The sequence below is a fragment of the Paracoccus isoporae genome (genome assembly GCF_900101865.1).
In the GTDB taxonomy this organism is placed as follows: domain Bacteria; phylum Pseudomonadota; class Alphaproteobacteria; order Rhodobacterales; family Rhodobacteraceae; genus Paracoccus; species Paracoccus isoporae.
On the sequence record NZ_FNAH01000003.1, the window covers coordinates 235577 to 253407 of the forward strand.

Consider the following 17831-nt stretch of genomic DNA (forward strand, 5'->3'; position numbering starts at 1 on the left):
ATGGACCCCGATCTTCTGGATCTGCTGCGCCGGGTGGACACGCCCACGGTCTGCAACGCCATCGAGGTGGCGCAGGGACGGCGCGGCTTCGATGGATTTACCCGCGGCACGGTGATCTGCACCGAACCCGATGCCGGGGCCATCGTGGGCTATGCCCGCACCGCCAGCCTCTCCGCCATCGCGCCGCCGACCGAACCGGCCGAGGTGATCCGGGCCCGGCGCATGGACTATTACCGCCACATGGCCGAGGCCCCAAAACCCGCCGTCGCGGTGGTCGAGGATCTGGATTATCCCAACGCCATCGGCGCCTATTGGGGCGAGATCAACACCACCATCCACAAGGGCTTCGGCCTGTCCGGCACGCTGACCAACGGCGTCGTGCGCGATCTGGGCGACCTGCCGTCGGGCTATCCGGTGATCGCGGGCTCGGTCGGGCCCAGCCACGGCTTCGTGCATCTGCGCAGCGTGGGCGAACCGGTCCGGGTGTTCGGGATGCAGGTCGCGGATGGCGATCTGATCCATGCCGACCGGCACGGCGCGCTCGTGGTGCCAGCCGAGGTGGTCCCGGTGCTGGGCGACGCGATCCGCAAACTGCTGGAGACAGAGCGGCTGGTGCTCGATCCGGCCCGCGCCGAGGGCTTCGATTTCGCCGCTTTCGAGGCCGCCTGGACCGCCTTCGAGAAGGCCCGGACCTGAGATGGCGCGCCGCGAGGACGGCGACGCCGCCGCAACCGGCACCGAAGATGACCGCGCCCGGTTCGAGGCGGCGCTCCACGCCGATGGGATCGTTCTGGACGACCGCGACACGACCGCCGCGCTGCGCGTCTATACCGGGCTGCGCCGCGCCGCCGAGCTGCTTCTGGCCGATGAGCTGACGAGAGACGATGAACCCCGCTGACCTGCCCCTGAGCGAGCTGGCCCCGATGCTCCGCGCGGGAGATCTGACCGCGCGCGAGCTGATCGAGGCGCATCTGTCCCGGATCGAGGCACGGGACGGGCTGATCCGCGCCTTCGTCCATCTCGACGCCGATGGCGCCAGACGCGCCGCCGACCAGGCCGACCGGGCGCGGGCGAGCGGTGCGACAACCGGCCCGCTCCATGGCATCCCTTTCGCCGTCAAGGATCTGCTGGAGATGGTGGGCGGCGAAAACCGCTGCGGCAGTCGCCAGCAGGCCGCGCGCGGGACGCAGGATGCCGCCGTGATCGCCCGGCTGCGCCGCGCCGGGGCGATCCCGCTGGGCCGGGTCGCCACCTATGAATTCGCGCTGACCGGGCCGGGCGGCGACACCGCCTATCCGCCCGCCCGCAACCCCTGGCATCCCGACCGGATCACCGGCGGATCGTCGTCAGGCTCCGCCGCGGCGGTGGCGGCGGGGATGGTGCGCATCGCCATCGGCACCGACACCGGCGGATCGGTCCGCAGCCCGGCCGCCTATTGCGGCATCGTCGGGCTGAAACCCAGCCGCGACCTGCTGCCCATGGCCGGGGTCCATCCGCTCTCGCCCAGCCTCGACCATCTGGGTCCGCTGGCCGCCAGCGTCGGTGACGCGGCGCTGATGCTCGACGCCATGGCCGGGCGGGCCGTGGCCATGCCGGGCATCGGCCGCGACATTGCCGGGCTGCGCATCGCCTATGCCCGCGACTGGTTCGCGGATGATCCCGACGCCGATCCGGCACTGATCCAGGCGATGGACGACGCCGCCTCCACCCTGTCGATGCTGGGGGCGCGGATTTCGCTCACGCCCATGCCCGATTACGCCCTGGCCGAATCCGCCGCTGCCCTGATCCTGCATGACGAGTCGTTCCGCCATCACCGCGCCATGCTGCGCGCCACGCCCGAACGCTATGGCCGCCAGGCGAGGCAGGCGCTCGCGGGCGGGATCGGCATCACCCCCGATGCCGTCGCCCGCGCCCGCCGCGCGGGGCAGCGCATCACCGCCCGGATGGATGCGCTGCTCTACGGCTGCGACGCGATCATCGCGCCGACGACGCTGGCCGCCGCACCCCCGGTCTCGGCCTTCGCGGGAGAGGAGACCGTGTGGACGGCCATGCGCACCATTCCCTTCAACCTGACCGGCCACCCGGCACTGTCGCTGCCGGTCGGGTTCTCGAGCGGGTTGCCGCTGGGAATGCAGATCATCGCCGCGCACGGGGCCGAGGCGATGATCTGCCGGATCGGGGCGGCGTTCGAGGCCGCCACCGATGTCTCCGCTCAGTCGCCGGCGTTCTGAAGCCGGTCGAGCCGAAGCTGCGCGGCCCGGCGATGCCCCTCCAGCCCCTCGCTGGCGCTCTGGCGCACCGCCGGCGGTGCGACCTGCGCGACCCCCTCCGGCGTCAGCCATTGATGGGTGACGACCTTCACATAGGCCCCGACCCACAGCCCGCCGGTATACCGCCCCGCCGCCATGGTCGGCAGGGTGTGGTTGGTCCCGGCGCATTTGTCGGAATAGACCACGCTGGCCAGCGGGCCGATGAACAGCGAGCCATAGCTGCGCAGCTTCGCCGCCGTCGCATGCGGGTCCAGCGTGTGGATCTGCAGATGCTCCGCCGCGATGACATCGGAATAGGCGATCATCGCCGCCTCATCCGCGCAGATCGCGATCTCGCCGTAATCGCGCCAGGCCGCCCCTGCGGTCTCGGCAGTCGACAGCGACGCAAGCTGGCGCGCAACCTCGTCCAGCACCGCCTGTGCCAGCTCGACATCGGTGGTGATCAGCCCGACCCGCGTGCGCACGTCATGCTCGGCCTGCGCCAGCAGATCGGTGGCGATCATCTCCGCATCGCCGCTCTCATCGGCGAGGATATAGATCTCCGACGGCCCGGCGAGCTGGTCGATCCCCACCGGGCCGAAGACCTGCCGCTTGGCCTCGTTCACGAAGGCATTGCCCGGCCCCACGATCTTGTCCACGCGCGGCACGGTTTCGGTGCCGAACGCCATCGCCGCGATGGCCTGCGCGCCGCCGATGCGGAAGATCCGGTCCGCGCCCGACAGATGACAACCCGCGATCATCGCCTCATGCGCGTTCGGCGGCAGGCAGGCGATCACCTCCTCCACCCCGGCCACCTTCGCGGGCACGATGGTCATGATCGGCGCCGACAGAAGCGGATAGCGCCCGCCCGGCACATAGCAGCCGACCCGTTCCAGCGGGATCACCCGGTGCCCCAGATGCACGCCGGGGCGCGGCTGGACATCCTCCAGCCCGCCAATCGTGGCGAATTGCGCCTCGGCAAAGCGGCGCACATTGGCGATGGCGAATTCCGTATCCGCCCGTGTCTGCGGATCCAGCCCGTCCACCGCCGCCGCGCGGTCCGCGGCGCTGACCTCGAACGCGGCCAGATCGGCCTTGTCGAAGCGGTTGGAATAATCGCGCACCGCCGCATCGCCCTCGCGGCGCACCCGCGCCAGCACCTCGGCCACCGTCTCGGCCACCGGCGCGTTGTCCGATGCCGCGTCGCGCGACGGCGCCTTGAGATGGCGCACGCCCTTGAAACCCGTCACATCGCCCATGAAATCCCCTCCTGATCTGCCGCATCGCATGGCGGCGCGGCGGCCATTCTAGCCATGGCCGGGTCGCCGCATAGCCACCCGGCCGGGCGCGGACAGAATACTTGCCAACAAGTCACAACCCATGCGATCAATTCAGCATATGCAGCCGCAGAGATGGACAATATCATGGCCAGAATAGGCAAGGCCCTGACCGATCTGCGCCAGCGACGCCAGCTCAGCATGCGCGAACTGGCGCTGCGCTCCGGCGTGTCCCACACCACCATCTCGATGATCGAGCGCGACCGGATCAGCCCGACCATCGACACGCTGCAGGCGATCCTCGACGCGCTCGGCAGCCGGCTGGCGGAATTTCTGGGCGGGGTGCGCGACGGCGGCGGCAGCCCGTTCTACACGGCGGCGGATCTGCCCGAGATCGGCAATCCCGACACCATCTCCTACCGGCTGATCGGTCTGAACCACCCCTATCGCAGCTTTCAGTTCCTCAAGGAGAGCTACGCCGTCGGCGCCGATACCGGCGAGATGCTGTCCCATGTCGCGCAGGAGGCGGGCTATGTCGTCTCCGGCCGCGTCGAAGTGACGGTGGGCCGGCAGACCCGCGAATTGCAGGCCGGGGACGGCTATTACTTCGACAGCCGCGAACCGCATCGCTTCCGCAACACGGGCACGGCACGGGCAGAAATCGTCAGCGCCATCTCGCCCGCCTCGTATTGACGGGACGGGCGCGCGCCACCCCGCCCGGTCAAAGTTCCGAGGAGAAATGCGTTTTCAGATAGGTCAGGATGACCTGCTTCGTCTCCGCATCGGGCTCATACATCCCCTGCTCCTCGACCATCCACTGCCACAGATCGTCCCAGCGGGCGTCGGTGATGCGCTGCTGCTTGATGATCTCGGTCGAGTGGCAGGCGACGCATTGGTAATAGGTGTCCTCGGCCCCCGGCGCGTCGGGCAGACCGCCGAACTCCTCGCTGGCCGCAGGGCCGTCGCCCTCGCCCGGATCGGGGGTGCGCAGCGCCTGCATCGGGTCATCGGGCGACGGTGCCGCGCCCGGCATGGCCGACATACGCATCGGATCGGGGCGCGATTGCGCCAGAACCGGCATCAGCCCGGCGGCAAGGCCCAGCCCGGCCAGCAGGGCGATCTTGGCAATTCCACGCATGATCCCCCCTCACACCGCGATCAGCGCAATGCGGTGCTGCATGTTGTTGCCGTAGCCGCGCGGGTTCCAGCCCGGCGTGGTGGCCGGCTGGCTGACGCCGTTTGCATCGGTGGCCCGCGCCCAGACCTCGTAATACCCGGCCTCGGGCAGCGTCACCTCGGCACGCCAGCGTTGCCAGGCAAAGCGGTTGGGCGGCGGCTCCAGCGTGGCCTCCTGCCAGGTCTGGCCGAAATCGGTCGAGACATGCATCGCCGCGACATCGCCATTGCCGGCCCAGGCATGGCCGCGGATCTCGGCCGCCTCGCCGGTCGCGACCTCGGTGCCGGTGCGCGGAAAGGTGACCAGCGATTTCACCGGCATCTCGGTCATCACCACCATGTCGGATTCCGGCACCTCGGTCCCCGGCGCCACGGGATAGGCCGGCAGGCGATAGGAATAGCCGGTCATCTTCGCGCCGTCATGTTCCTGGTCGCGGATCGTGATCCGGTTGAGATATTTCTGGCTGACCGATCCCGGATAGCCCGGGATCACCAGCCGCAGCGGGAAGCCGTGCAGTGCGGGAATATCCGCCCCGTTCATCGCCCAGGCGATCAGCGCATCCTCCTGCATCGCCTTGTCGATCGGCACCCCGCGCGAGATCACCTCCTTCTCGGGATCGCCCGACAGATGCACGTCATTGCCGTAATGCGCCGTGTAGACCGCGCTGTCCCTGACGCCCGCCTCGGCCAGCACATCGGCCAGCCGCACCCCGGTCCATTCCGGGCAGCCCACCGCGCCGGTCGTCCACTGGTTGCCCGAGGCGCCGGGGTTGAAGAAAGCCCGGCCATTGCCGCCGCATTCCAGCACCATCGCGCGGGTGACAGTCTCGAAACGCGATTTCAGATCGTCGATGCTCAACTCCAGCGGGTTGTCCACCTCTCCGTCAATGGTCAGCATCCAGCCCGAGGCATCGGAGTCGAGCGCATTCTGCGGCACCAGCCCGTTCATGCGAATGAACATGTGCTCGTAAGGGGTGATGTCGTCATCCAGCAGATGCGCCGGGGTCTCGGCATTCAGCGGCCGGTCGCCCAGCACGATCAGCCCGTCCTTCTCGGCCATCATCGCCTGCCCGGTGTCCTGCGCGAGCGCCACCGGGATCAGCCCGGCGGGCAGGTTGCGCTGAAACGGGATGGTCATGCCCAGCATCGCGCCAAAGGCCGAGGCCCCGGTGGAGCGCAGAAACGCCCGCCGCGCCGGGTCGGTCCCCGTCCCCGTCCCCGTGCCGGTCCCGGTTGCGCCCGTGTCACCCGCCCCGGACTCTACCGCCTTGATGCCCTCATTCTGTTCCCTGTCCGCTTGGTCCGACATGCCATTCCCCTCCTGCTGCGTGTCGCCTGGCTTCGCCATGTATCGCCCCGATCATCGCACAGAATTCCGCCATTCCAAAACCCGCTCTTCTCCGCCGCGCCGCGCCCGACCCGGCGCCAGCGAAACCGGCGCCGCACGAGAACGGTGCACGAACGGTGTACGCCCGGTGCACGGGGGGTGGACGGGCCGTGCGGCCCGGTTTGGTCAGCCGCCATAGCCCCTGCTTATCCGAACCCCCGCAACATCGCAACATCATGTATTTGTTACATTTAATACATCGCCCCGTCGCATTCCGCGATTACTCGCAGAACAGGATGACGACGCGAAGATGGAGACAGGCGTGAATCGCTCGGTGCAGCATGCTCAGCTCACCGCGCCGCAGCCCGTCGGGGCCACGGCGCCGGTCCTGTCCATCGTCATCCCGATGCGGGACGAGGCCGCCTCCGTCGCACCCCTGCTGAACCGCTGCGTCGCCGCCATGGCCGGGATCGGCCCGTTCGAGATCTGCGTGACCGATGACGGCTCGCGCGACGGCACGGCAGAGGCGCTGCGCGACTACGCGGCGCGGCACCAGACCACCGCGCTGACCGTCGTGACGCTCACCCGCTCCGCCGGGCAATCCGCCGCGCTGCACGAAGCGGTGCTGCACTCCCGCGCCCCGATCATCTGCACGCTGGACGGCGACGGCCAGAACCCGCCGGAGGAGATCGGCCGGGTCATCGCCCCGCTGATCGCGCCCGGCGCATCCACAGGGCTGGGTCTGGTCGCCGGGCAGCGGCGCAAGCGGCGCGACAGCGCGTCGAAGCGCCTGGCCTCCGCCATCGCCAACCGGATCCGCAGCGCGGTGCTGCGGGACGGCACACGGGACACGGGCTGCGGGCTCAAGGCGTTCCGCCGCGAGGCCTATCTGGCCCTGCCCTATTTCGATCACATGCACCGCTTCCTGCCGGCGCTGTTCCGCCGCGACGGCTGGGAGGTGGCGCTTGTCGATGTCGCCCATGCGCCGCGCCTGTCGGGCCGGTCGAAATACAGCAATCTCCAGCGTGCGCTCGTCGGCGTCACCGATCTGATCGGCGTGGCCTGGCTGATCCGCCGCCGCAAGCGCATCGCGCCGCCCGGCCGCAGCGTGACCCGCAGCGACGCGGCCCCGCGATGAAGGAGATGCTCTTCGCCCTGCTCCATATCGACGGCTGGAGCGAGTTCGCCTGGGTGGTGACCGGGCTTGCGGCGCAGATGGCCTTCGCCTCGCGTTTCCTGGTGCAATGGATCGCCTCCGAACGTGCCGGCCGGTCGCATATCCCCATCGCCTTCTGGTATCTCTCGATCGTCGGCGGCACGCTTCTCTTGGCCTACGCGCTGTATCGCCGCGACGTGGTGTTCATCCTGGGCCAGTCCACCGGGCTGATCGTCTATCTGCGCAATCTGGTGCTGATCCACCGCGAGGCACGCCAGCCCGTGCCGTTGGCCGATCCCCCGGCCGGATAGGGCGATGCGCGCTGCGCCCCATATCCCCGCCGTGCCGCGCCTGCGCCTGAACCGCACGGGCATCACGGCCTGCGCCGCGTTGTTGCTGGTCAGCCTGCTGGCGCTGATGCCGGGCATCGCAAGCCTGCCCGTGACCGACCGGGACGAGGCGCGTTTCGCCCAGGCCAGCCGCCAGATGGCCGTGTCGGGCGACTGGGTCGACATCAGGCTGCAGGACGCGCCGCGCTACAAGAAGCCCGTCGGGATCTACTGGTTGCAGGCCACGGCGGTGACGCTGTCCGGGCAAGGCGCGCAATCAGCGATCTGGCTGCACCGCCTGCCCTCGCTGCTGTCGGCGGCCCTGGCCTGCGTCGCGCTGTCCTGGGCGGGGCGGCCGGTCGTCGGGCCACGCGCGGCGGCGATGGCCGGGCTGATGCTGTCCGCCACGCTGATCGTGCAGGTCGAGGCACGGCTCGCCACCACGGACGCCGCGCTGCTCCTGGCCAGCGTGGTGGCGATGGGGGCGTTGTTCCGCGCCGTGCTGGGACAGGCCGGGATCGGGGTGGCGGCGGCGTTCTGGCTGGCCGTCTCGGCCGGGCTGCTGCTCAAAGGGCCGGTGATCCTGCTGCCGGTGGCGGGATTGCTGCTGTGGCTGGGCCTGATGCAGCGCGGGATGCCGCGGATCACCGGACTCTACCCGCGGCACGGCCTCGCCCTGACGGCGGCTCTGGTGCTGCCCTGGTTCCTGGCGATCATCTGGCGCAGCGAGGGCGCCTTTCTGACCGAGTCCCTGCTGGGCGATTTCGGGGCCAAGCTGACCTCCGGCCAAGAAAGCCACGGCGCCCCGCCGGGCAGCTATCTGCTGGGTGTCCTGCTCAGCTTCTGGCCCTGGACGCTGTTTGCACCGCTGGCCGCCGCCTCTCTGTGGCAACGCCGTGCAGAGATCGAGGCGCGGCTGCTGGCCGGATGGGTCGTGCCTGCCTGGATCGTGCTGGAACTGGTGCCGACCAAGCTGATCCATTACCCGATGAATCTCTATCCCGCGCTGTTGCTGGCCGTGGCCGCCTGCGTCTGTGCCGTGGCAGACGGCGACAGGCGGTTCCGCGGCTGGCTGGCCGGGGCCGGAACGGCCGCGTTCCTGCTGGTGCTGACCGGCCTCGCGGTGCTGATGCTACTTGGCCCGATCCGGCTTGGGGAGGGTGTGGCGCCCCTTGCCGCGTTGGGCAGCGGAGCGGCGCTGCTGGCTGGATGCTGGGCCGTGGTGGCGCTGTGGCGCGGCGGCATGGCGGTCGGGATCGGGATGCTGTGGCTCTGCGGGACGCTGATGCTCGGCACCGCGGCGGGCAGCGCCCTGCCCGCGATGCGCGATCTGTGGATCTCGGAGCGGCTGGCGGCGGCGGGGGCCGGCCATCTGTGTGGCGGGCCGGTGGCGCTTGCCGGGTTCCACGAGCCGAGCGCGGTGTTCCTGCTCGGCCGCGACACGGTGCTGACCGACGCTGAGACCGCCGAAACCCTGCTCTCGGACGGGCGCATCGCCGGGGCCTGGATCGCGGTGCCGCCGGGGGCCGCGCCTACGCCCGGCGCCGCCGCACAGATCACCGGTCTCAACTACGCCAACGGCCGGACACAGCGCCTTGAGCTGGTCCTGCCGGACCGGAATCCGCAAGAAAGCTGCGAGGCCCGCCGATGACGATCACCCGGACCACCGGATCGCTGATGTTCCTGTCCCTGCTCGCGCTGAGTTTCCTGCTGGACGGGGCGGCTATGCGGCAGGTGGCGATGCTGCCGGAGTGGGTCGTCACAATCGCCGGCGAGGCAACGGTGATCGGCAACAGCGCCTGGCTGGGCATCACCCTGCCGCTGATCGCAATCAGCGCCGCCGTGACCATGCAAAGCCGCGCCAGCGAGGCCGCGCGCGGGCGGGCATCGCTGGTGCTGAAGCTCTGCGTCGCGATCTTTCTCAGCGTGCTGCTGAGCGGTGTCGCGGTGCAGATCCTCAAGCACGGTTTCGGCCGCGCCCGCCCGGAATGGTTCGGCGAACTGGGCGCCTTTGCCTGGCGGCCCTATGCGTTCGATTTCTCCTTCAACAGCTTCCCCTCCGGCCATGCCACCACGCTCGGCGCGGTCGGGTTCTTCCTGCTGCGGCTGTTCCCCCGGCAGTGGCGGCTGATCGCGGCGTTCGGCGTTCTGGGCGGCGCGACGCGGATCGTCACGCAGCAGCACTACCCCTCTGACGTGGTGGCCGGGCTGGGGCTGGGGCTGGCGACAAGCTGGGCGCTGTGCCGCGCGCTCGCCCTGCGCGGACAGCTTCCCGTGCTGGACGGCAGAACCGTCGCACCGCTCGCCGCGCGGGCCCGGCTGGGCTGGCGTCGCATGACGCAGCGCAGGCCCGGCACCAGACGCCCGCGGGTGGACGGGCTCTACCTGTCGCTGCTGATCGGCACGCTGATCGCGCTGAACGCCGCCATCATGCTGTTTCTGGCCGCGCCGCGCATCGATCTTGCAGTGTCCGGCCTGTTCCATGACGGACGCGCCGCCTTCCCAATGGCACAAAGCGAGGCGCTGAACGCGGTCCGGCATGTGTTCATGCGCGGCACCCAGCTTGTCGCGCTCGGGTCGTTGATCCTCTATCTGGGCTGGCTGCGGCTGGGATCGCGGCTGCAGATTCCCAGAGCCGTGCCGTTCTATGCAACCGCCTGTTTCGCCCTGGGTCCGGCGCTGCTCGTGAACGGGGTGTTCAAATCCTACTGGGGCCGTGCGCGCCCCGACGCGGTGGAGCAGTTCGGCGGGATGCAGCGTTTCACCCTGCCCTTCGAGCGGGCCGATCAATGCCTGTCCAACTGCTCCTTCCCGTCGGGCGAGGGGGCGGGCATCGCCATGCTCGCCATCCTGGCCGCAACCCTGTGCTGGCCCTGGCTGCGGGGGCGCAAGCGCGTGATGGCGGCGGGTGCGGGGCTGGCCTTGTTCGGCATCGGTTTGCGCGTCGCCATGGGCCGCCATTTCCTGAGCGACTCGGTCTTCTCGGTCCTGCTCATGGCGCTGACGGCCCTGCTGATCTGGCGCATCTGCGACATGGGACGACACCGCCCCGCCCTGCGCATGGCGGCGATCCGCCATGACAGCGATGTCGTTCGCAACTATCTTTCCGGGCCTGCCCGCGATGGCGCCAGCCTGTCCGGCGATGCCCGCACCGTGACGGCCGCCTGCTGGCATGTCCTGCGCATCGCCGGCAGCCAGTTGCGCGCGTTGGCATCGGCATTGGATCTCGGTTCGGCGGGCCTCCTGCCGCCGCGGAACCGGCCGCTGCGCATGGGAAGCCAGCCGTAACCGGCGCCGCTCGGCCAGCGATATGGCCGGGGGCGGGCGATGCCTGCGTGTGACGGGCGAGGCAACTTTTCCGCAGTCTCGGACGTAGACCACGGAAGTGAGTTCAGCCCGCGGGAGCGCCCCATGCAGATCGTCATTCTTTACATCTCCACCCTGGTCATTTTCCTGGCCATCGACGTGGTCGGCATCAGCCAGATCATCCGCCCGGTTTTCGAGCGCCATGTCGGCGACCTCTTGGCAGAGCCGTTCCGCATGGTGCCCGCGGCCGCTTTCTATTCGGCCTATATCGTCGGGGTGCTGTATTTCGTCTCGGTCCCGGCCCTGGCCGAGGATCGCGCGCTCAAGGCGTTGTTCGCGGGCGCGCTGATCGGGCTGATGTGCTATGGCACCTATGAGTTCACCAATTACGCCACGCTGCGGGACTGGTCGATGCAGCAGGTCGTCACCGACACGATCTGGGGCGGTTTCCTGACCGGCTTCTCGGCCTGGGCCGGCGTGGTCATGACCCGCTGGCTGACGTGAGCGCGCTTGTCATCGGTGACAGCGGCGGGATCGGCGCGGCAGTGGCGGCCCGGCTGCGCGAGCAGGGGCAGGATGTCACCGGGCTGTCGCGCCGGGACGGGCTGGAACTGACCGACCAACAGAGCGTGGCCGAGGCCGCCGAGGGGCTGGAGGGGCAGTCCTTCGATCTGATCTTCAACGCCACCGGCGCGCTTGTCATTGACGGCTACGCGCCCGAAAAGACCATCCGCGCCATCGACGCCGAAGGGATGGCCGCCCAATTCGCGCTGAACGCCATCGGGGTGGCGCTGCTGCTGCGGTATTTCTCGCCGCTGCTCGCCCAGGACAGGCGGGCCGTCTTCGCCTCGCTCTCGGCCCGTGTCGGCTCCATCGGGGATAACGGGTTTGGCGGCTGGATCAGCTATCGCGCCGCCAAGGCCGCGCAGAACCAGATCATCCGCACCGCCGCCATCGAGATCGCCCGCAAGAACGACCAGGCCATCGTTGTCGCCCTGCATCCCGGCACGGTGGAAACCCGGCTGACCGCCAAATACGCCGAAAACTACCCGACCATCACGGCCGAGACATCGGCCGAGGCGCTGCTGGGTGTGATCGACGGGCTGACCCCCGACGACACTGGCAGTTTCCGGGACTGGAAGGGCAAGCCGGTCGAATGGTGAAGATGCGCCGCAAGGGCGATCTGCCGACCAAGATCTGCGTCACCTGCGGGCGGAGCTTTGCGTGGCGGCGCAAATTCGCGAAGGATTGGGCGGCGGTGAAATACTGCTCCGAACGCTGCCGTCGCAGCAGGCCGCGCTCTCAGCCCTCATAGGGCGTCAGCGCCGCCATGTGATCCGCCGCCGCCTTGCGCAGCGCCTTTTGGTCCCTGGCGGATTTCTTCTTCCAGCTTGCCACCACCATCCGCATCCGGTGGTTGCGCGCGAACCGGTCCTGATGCCGTGCGATGAAATCCCAGTAGAGCGCATTCCAGGGGCAGGCCCCCTCGCCCGTCTTTGCCTTCGGATCATAGGCGCAATCGCCGCAGTAATCCGACATGCGGTCGATATAGCTGGCGCTCGCCGCATAGGGTTTCGTCGCCAGCAGCCCGCCATCTGCGTGCTGCGACATGCCGATCGTGTTGGGCAGCTCGACCCATTCATAGGCGTCCGCATAGACGCCGAGATACCAGCGATGCACCGCCTGCGGATCGGCCCCGATCAGCAGCGCGTAGGTGCCGGTGATCATCAGCCGCTGGATATGGTGGGCATAGGCGGTCTCGATGGTCTGCCCGATCGCCTGCGACAGGCAATGCATCTCTGTCTCGCCGGTCCAGTAGAAATCCGGCAGCGGGCGGTCCGCGCCGAGATCGTTGACCTGCGCATAGTCGGGCATTTCCCGCCAGTACAGGCCGCGCACATATTCGCGCCAGCCGATGATCTGCCGTATGAAGCCCTCTACCGCGTTCAGGGGCGCGCGGCCGGCGCGATATTCGGCCTCTGCCCGCTCGCACAGATCCAGCGGCTCGAGCAGCCCGCGATTGAGATAGGCCGAGAGCACCGCGTGATACATATAGGGCCGGTCCGTCAGCATCGCGTCCTGATAACGGCCGAATTCCGGCAGTGCCTCCTGCATGAAGCGGTCCCGCGCGGCCTCGGCGCCCTTGCGGGTCACCTGCCAGCTGAACGGATGCAGCTTGCCGAAATTCTCGGGAAAACGGTCTTCCACCATCGCCAGCACGTCCTGCGTGATCTGGTCATCCGCCCCCTCGGGCGGATCGGGCAGGAACAGATCGTCCCTGGCCGGTTTGCGGTTCTCGGCGTCGTAATTCCACGTGCCGCCTTCCGGTTCGTCGCCATCCATCAGCAGCCCGGTGCGCTTGCGCATCTCGCGGTAGAAATGCTCCATCAGCATGGTCTTGCGGCCATCGGCCCAGTCCGCGAAGTCCTGATGCGAGCACAGGAAGCGGTCATCCTCGCGGATCATCACCGGCAGGCCGAGCGCCTCCTCCCAGCCCTGCATCCGGTCCCACAGCCGGTATTCGCCCGGCTCGGTGACGACCAGCATCTCCGGCTTCTTGGCGGCGATGGCGTCCCTGGCGGCGGTCTGAAGGTCTGCCACATCCTCCGTCAGCTCGCGGTAGATCACCGTCCAGCCCGCATCCTGCAATTCCTGGGCAAAATGGCGCATCGCCGCAAACACCAGGGCCAGCTTCTGCTTATGGTGGTCAGCATAGCCCGCCTCCTCCGCCACCTCGGCCATGAGGATCACGTCCCTCGCCTTCTCGCCGCCCTTCAAAGCGGAGATCTGGCGCGAGAGCTGATCGCCCAGGATCAGGACCAGCCGGCGCGTCATACCGGCAGTCCGATGAAGGACCGCGACCAATGCAGGCGCAGATCGACCGCCACGGTGGCCCCGCGCCGGAGGTCGTGCCGCATCACTTCACCAGCCGCCTGGTCAGCCGCATCGCCAGCGGATAGGGCAATGTCCGCAGCAGCTTCAGCGAGCGGGTCAGGCGTCGCGGGAAATGCAGCTCGAACCCGCCACCGTCCAGCCCCTTGACGATGGCGTCGGCCGCGTCGCCGGGCTGCATCAGCGCGGGCATCTCGAAATCGTTCTTCTCGGTCAGCCGCGTGTCCACGAAACCGGGCGAGATCAGCCGCACATCGACATCGGGCGCGAGTTCGGCGCGCATCGTCTCGGCCAGGTTGATCACACCGGCCTTGGTGGCGGAATAGATCTGGCCCTGCGGCAGCCCGACATAGCCCGCCACCGAGCCGGTCAGCGCAAGCTGCCCGCCCTTGCGCAGCAGCGGCACGGCGGCGCGGGCAAAGTTGAAGCAGCCGGTCAGGTTGACGCTGACAATCTGCGCGGCGCGGTCGGGGTCGATCTCCATCACCTTGCCCGGATCGTACAGCGCGGCCAAGGTGACGGCGCGATCCAGCTTGCCGCCCGCCGCGATGTCCTGCGCCGCGCGGGCAAGGCTGTCGCGGTCGGTAACGTCGCAGGGAACCACCTGGGCGCCGCCGATCTCCGCCGCCAACTCCTCCAGCCGGTCCTGTGAGCGGGCAGACAGGATCAGCTTCGCCCCGCGCTGAGCCCAGGCCCGCGCCAGTGCCGCGCCGATCCCGTCCGACGCCCCCATGATCCAGATCCGATCGGTCATCGCAGAATTCCTTTCTCCGCTGCGCCACGCCTCCTGCCAGAGGCGGTGCCGCTGCGGGCCACGGCGAACAAAGCGTCACGCATGAGCCAGCCGGTATTGCTGCACATCCGTCCGCCCGACCGCGAAGGAGGCGATGCAGGCCGACAGGTAAAAGCGCCAGACCCGGATGAAGGCCTCGTCAAACCCCATCTCCCGCACCTCGTCGCGGCGCGCGTCGAACCGGGCGAGCCAGTGCGTGAGCGTGCGGGCATAGTCGCGCCCGAAGGCAAAGCTGTCCTCGACGCGCAGCCCGGCTCGCTCGGCCTCGGCGCGGAACCGGCCGGGCGAGGGCAGCATCCCGCCGGGAAAGATGAAGCTGCGGATCATGTCGCCGGTCTTGCGGTAGCGGTCGAAATAGCGGTCTGCGACGGTGATCGTCTGGATCATCGCCCGGCCCTGACGGCTCAGCACCTGTCCCAGCTTGGCGAAATAGACCGGCCAGAACCGCTCGCCCACCGCCTCGAACATCTCGATGGAGACGAGGTGATCGTAGCGCTGGCGTTCGTCGCGATAATCCTGAAGCGCGATCTCGGCGGCGCTGCCCAGCCGGGCGCTTGCATAGGCCGCCTGTTCGGCCGACAGGGTCAGTCCGCGCGGGGCGAAATCGCCGCGTTGCAGGGCTCGCTCGGCAAAGCCGCCCCAACCACAGCCGATTTCCAGCAACCGGCCCGAGCGACCCGAAAGCCCGTCGATGATGCGGTCGTATTTGCGCTGTTGGGCCGTGACCAGATCGTCGCCATCCTCGAACAGCGCGGCGGAATAGGTCATCGTCTCATCCAGCCAGAGGCCGTAAAACGCATTGCCCAGGTCGTAATGCGCGGCGATGTTGCGCCGCGATCCGGCGCGGGTGTTGCGGTTGAACAGATAGAGGAACCGCATGGCGAGCGCATGGCCCGGCCTGCCATAGATATAGGGGTCCATCACCTGTTCGTTCATCAGCGCCAGCGTCAGCAGCGCGGTCAGGTCGGGCGTGTCGCACCAGCCGTCGCGATAGGCCTCGGTCAGCCCAATATCGGCCTTGGCCGCCACCGCCGGCACCATCCGCCAGTCTTGGATGGCCAGCGACGCATCGGGTCCGGGATCGGGTCCCTCGAAGACGCGCGTCTCGCCGCCCGGCGTCGTCAGCGTCAGGCGACCGCAGCGAAGCCCGTCAAGCGTGCGCAGGAATTCCGAGCGGATCCGCTGTTCAAACATTCTTCCTCTCTGTCTCGATGGCTTCCGACCGGGTCCGGTCGAGCTGCGGCGGCTTTGCCCTGTAACGAATGCCGCGTGAAAACAGTTTCGCCGCCTGCCAATGGATCAGCCCGGTCACGCGCAGGGGCTGGAACGGGTGGCGCAGCGCGGCACGGCGCAGGCTGGCGCGGGTCAGTGGCCGCGCCGGGCCGGCCATGGAGGTGCTCAGCCGGACCTCTCCGTCCGCGCCGATCCAGTCCACCCAGGCCCCGAACCGTCCCGGGCCTGTATCGAAGCGGAACACATAGCGCCCGTCCCTCGGCAGGAAAGGCGAGACATGGAACAGCTTGTCCCCGCCAAGACGATCGCTGCGCTCGATCACCCGGTTGTCGGGGTGACGGCACAGGTAGAGATGGGATTCACCATAGGTATTCGAGACCTCGGCCAGCACGGCCCGCAACCCGGCCGTGTCGCGCGCCAGCCAGAAGCTGACCGGGTTGAACCCGTGCAGCAGCCCGCGCGGCATCGTCACCAGCGTCGTCACGCAATCCGCCAGCCCGGCCTCGGCAAGCTGGCCGCGGATGAAGCCCGTCAGCGCCGAGCCATCCCGCGCCCCGTGATCGCGCCGACGCAGGCGCCACAGCCCGGCCCGGTCCGGCCGGATCGGCAGGGCATCCGCCTCCAGAGCCTCCACAGGCAGGGCGACATAGCGGGTCCGGTAACGGAATTCCCGCGCCACATCCCCCGCGCGGGCGTGCCATATCTCGGCATCGATCAACGCGCCGTCCCACAGATCGACGCTCATGCCGCCACCTCGGCCGGTGCGGCCCAGGGATCAGCGCCGAGCGGCCAGCCGATGCCGAGGGACTGCGCGACACGCAGCGCCGACAGCAGCCCGTCCTCGTGAAACCCGTAGCGCGTCCACGCCCCGGCATAGTGGATGCCGCCGCGTCCCTGGATCTCAACCAGCCTGCCCTGCGCCGCAATCGCGGCGGCATCGAATTGCGGGTGGGCGAAGACGGCCTCGTCATGGATCTGGTCCGGCTCGGTCTCGGGGTTGAGCGTGACGATAAGCGGTCGTTTCGTATGGAGATTCTGCAGCCGGTTCATCCAGTAAGACAGGCTGATCGGGCGGTCGGTGGGGGGTGTCTTGCCCGCCGTGACGTAGTTCCAGGACGCCCAGGCCGAGCGCCGCCGCGGCATCAGCCCCGTGTCGGAATGCAGCACCATCCGGTTGTCCTGCGTGCGCAGGGCGCCGAGGATGGCCTGTTCGTCCCGATCGGGCCGGTCCAGCATGGACAAAGCTTGCGGCGCATGGTTGGCGAAGATCACCTTGTCGAACCGCTCCTCGCCGCGCGGCGAGGACAGGGTGATCCCGTCCGCCTGCCGATACACCTGCCGCACCGGGCAATTCAGCCGCAGCTCGCCCTGAAACTGGCGCAGCAGCGCATCGACATAGACATGCGACCCGCCGCTGACCGTCAGCCATTGCGGCTGATCGCTGACCGAAAGCAGCCCGTGATTGTCGAAGAAGCGGACGAAGGCACTGGCGGGGAACTCCATCATCTCCCGCGTCGGGGTGGACCAGATCGCGCCGGAGATCGGCAGCAGGAACCGGTCGCGGAACGCATCCCCCAGCCGAAGCTCTCGGATCAGATCGCCGATGCTGCCCTGATGGGCGTGATGCGCAGGCGCCAGGCGATAGAAGCGCAGCACGTCGCGGATCAGGCGCCAATGACCGGCATCCACGAGGTGTCCCGGTTGCGCGAACAGCGCCCGGGCCGAGCGCGTGCCGTATTCGTAGCGCCCGCCGTCGAAACTGGCCGAGAAGGACATGTCACTGTCCTCTAGCGCCACACCCAGATGCTCCAGCAGCGGCACGAACAGCGGATAGGTGCGCCGGTTGCAGACGATGAAGCCGGTATCGACCGCGACCCCCTCGGCCTGCACCGTGCGGGAATGGCCGCCCGCGCGCGGCTCCTTCTCGAACAGGGTGACGTCGTGATGCGGGCCCAGCATCCATGCCGCACCCAGGCCGGAAATGCCGCTGCCGATGACGGCGATGCGAAGACGTTCAGGCAGTTTCACGCGTGACCCCGGACAGCGGACCCCTCAGACAACGAACGTCCGGGCGCAGCAATCTGACGCCCGGA

Annotated in this window: 19 protein-coding genes; 11 read left to right on the forward strand and 8 right to left on the reverse strand. The window is 68.7% G+C overall.

The window, feature by feature from the left end:
* The 3 genes from BLT73_RS07390 to BLT73_RS07400 are packed head-to-tail and all read left to right on the forward strand — an operon-like array spanning position 1 to position 2231.
* Positions 1–696 (forward strand): RraA family protein, encoded by a 696-nt coding sequence (locus BLT73_RS07390; RefSeq protein WP_090522378.1) that lies wholly within the window; start codon positions 1–3, stop codon positions 694–696.
* Position 697: 1 nt separating this feature from the next.
* On the forward strand, positions 698–898 hold the full coding sequence (locus BLT73_RS07395; RefSeq protein ID WP_090522380.1) for a hypothetical protein: 201 nt from the start codon (positions 698–700) through the stop codon (positions 896–898).
* Positions 885–2231 (forward strand): amidase, encoded by a 1347-nt coding sequence (locus BLT73_RS07400; protein ID WP_090522381.1) that lies wholly within the window; start codon positions 885–887, stop codon positions 2229–2231. Before BLT73_RS07395 ends, BLT73_RS07400 begins: the two co-directional genes overlap by 14 nt.
* Here BLT73_RS07400 and hisD read toward each other — a convergent pair.
* The gene (gene hisD / locus BLT73_RS07405; RefSeq protein WP_090522383.1) at positions 2213–3508 is read right to left on the reverse strand and encodes a histidinol dehydrogenase; all 1296 of its coding nucleotides are present in this window, start codon (positions 3506–3508) and stop codon (positions 2213–2215) included. The two genes, BLT73_RS07400 and hisD, sit on opposite strands and share 19 nt — an antisense overlap.
* A gap of 165 nt (positions 3509–3673) precedes the next feature.
* On the opposite strand from hisD, the gene BLT73_RS07410 reads away from it, so the two are divergent.
* Positions 3674–4219: a cupin domain-containing protein gene (locus BLT73_RS07410; protein ID WP_090522586.1), complete on the forward strand. Its 546-nt coding sequence runs from the start codon at positions 3674–3676 to the stop codon at positions 4217–4219.
* Between the two features lie 28 nt (positions 4220–4247).
* On the opposite strand, the gene BLT73_RS07415 is transcribed toward BLT73_RS07410, so the two are convergent.
* Positions 4248–4664, reverse strand: coding sequence for a hypothetical protein (locus tag BLT73_RS07415; RefSeq protein WP_090522385.1), 417 nt, complete (start codon positions 4662–4664; stop codon positions 4248–4250).
* A 9-nt stretch (positions 4665–4673) separates the two neighbouring features.
* Positions 4674–6011: a sulfite oxidase gene (locus BLT73_RS07420; protein ID WP_090522588.1), complete on the reverse strand. Its 1338-nt coding sequence runs from the start codon at positions 6009–6011 to the stop codon at positions 4674–4676.
* 328 nt (positions 6012–6339) lie between these two features.
* On the opposite strand from BLT73_RS07420, the gene BLT73_RS07425 reads away from it, so the two are divergent.
* The 7 genes from BLT73_RS07425 (at position 6340) to BLT73_RS07455 (ending at position 12135) form a co-directional block, all read left to right on the forward strand.
* Entirely contained in the window at positions 6340–7167 is an 828-nt protein-coding gene (locus BLT73_RS07425) for a glycosyltransferase family 2 protein (RefSeq protein WP_090522388.1), read from the forward strand.
* Complete coding sequence (locus BLT73_RS07430) at positions 7164–7496, forward strand: lipid-A-disaccharide synthase N-terminal domain-containing protein (RefSeq protein ID WP_090522390.1); 333 nt, start codon at positions 7164–7166, stop codon at positions 7494–7496. Before BLT73_RS07425 ends, BLT73_RS07430 begins: the two co-directional genes overlap by 4 nt.
* 4 nt (positions 7497–7500) lie before the next feature.
* Entirely contained in the window at positions 7501–9165 is a 1665-nt protein-coding gene (locus tag BLT73_RS07435) for an ArnT family glycosyltransferase (RefSeq protein ID WP_090522391.1), read from the forward strand.
* Positions 9162–10802 (forward strand): phosphatase PAP2 family protein, encoded by a 1641-nt coding sequence (locus tag BLT73_RS07440; protein WP_090522393.1) that lies wholly within the window; start codon positions 9162–9164, stop codon positions 10800–10802. Before BLT73_RS07435 ends, BLT73_RS07440 begins: the two co-directional genes overlap by 4 nt.
* Positions 10803–10925: 123 nt before the next feature.
* Complete coding sequence (locus BLT73_RS07445; protein WP_090522395.1) at positions 10926–11324, forward strand: DUF2177 family protein; 399 nt, start codon at positions 10926–10928, stop codon at positions 11322–11324.
* Complete coding sequence (locus tag BLT73_RS07450; protein ID WP_218132514.1) at positions 11321–11983, forward strand: SDR family NAD(P)-dependent oxidoreductase; 663 nt, start codon at positions 11321–11323, stop codon at positions 11981–11983. Before BLT73_RS07445 ends, BLT73_RS07450 begins: the two co-directional genes overlap by 4 nt.
* A 2-nt stretch (positions 11984–11985) precedes the next feature.
* Positions 11986–12135, forward strand: coding sequence for a DUF2256 domain-containing protein (locus tag BLT73_RS07455; RefSeq protein WP_342705160.1), 150 nt, complete (start codon positions 11986–11988; stop codon positions 12133–12135).
* Here BLT73_RS07455 and BLT73_RS07460 read toward each other — a convergent pair.
* The 5 genes from BLT73_RS07460 to BLT73_RS07480 form a co-directional block, all read right to left on the reverse strand.
* The gene (locus tag BLT73_RS07460; RefSeq protein WP_090522401.1) at positions 12123–13655 is read right to left on the reverse strand and encodes a cryptochrome/photolyase family protein; all 1533 of its coding nucleotides are present in this window, start codon (positions 13653–13655) and stop codon (positions 12123–12125) included. The genes BLT73_RS07455 and BLT73_RS07460 overlap by 13 nt on opposite strands.
* 82 nt (positions 13656–13737) lie before the next feature.
* Complete coding sequence (locus BLT73_RS07465) at positions 13738–14466, reverse strand: SDR family NAD(P)-dependent oxidoreductase (RefSeq protein WP_090522403.1); 729 nt, start codon at positions 14464–14466, stop codon at positions 13738–13740.
* Between the two features lie 75 nt (positions 14467–14541).
* Positions 14542–15699 carry an SAM-dependent methyltransferase gene (locus tag BLT73_RS07470; RefSeq protein WP_090522405.1) on the reverse strand — a complete coding sequence of 386 codons (1158 nt, stop codon included), beginning with the start codon at positions 15697–15699 and terminating at the stop codon, positions 14542–14544.
* On the reverse strand, positions 15692–16483 hold the full coding sequence (locus BLT73_RS07475) for a DUF1365 domain-containing protein (RefSeq protein ID WP_090522407.1): 792 nt from the start codon (positions 16481–16483) through the stop codon (positions 15692–15694). The genes BLT73_RS07470 and BLT73_RS07475 overlap by 8 nt, the downstream gene beginning before the upstream one ends.
* Positions 16480–17766 (reverse strand): NAD(P)/FAD-dependent oxidoreductase, encoded by a 1287-nt coding sequence (locus BLT73_RS07480; RefSeq protein ID WP_245727162.1) that lies wholly within the window; start codon positions 17764–17766, stop codon positions 16480–16482. Before BLT73_RS07480 ends, BLT73_RS07475 begins: the two co-directional genes overlap by 4 nt.
* Positions 17767–17831: the final 65 nt, after the last annotated feature.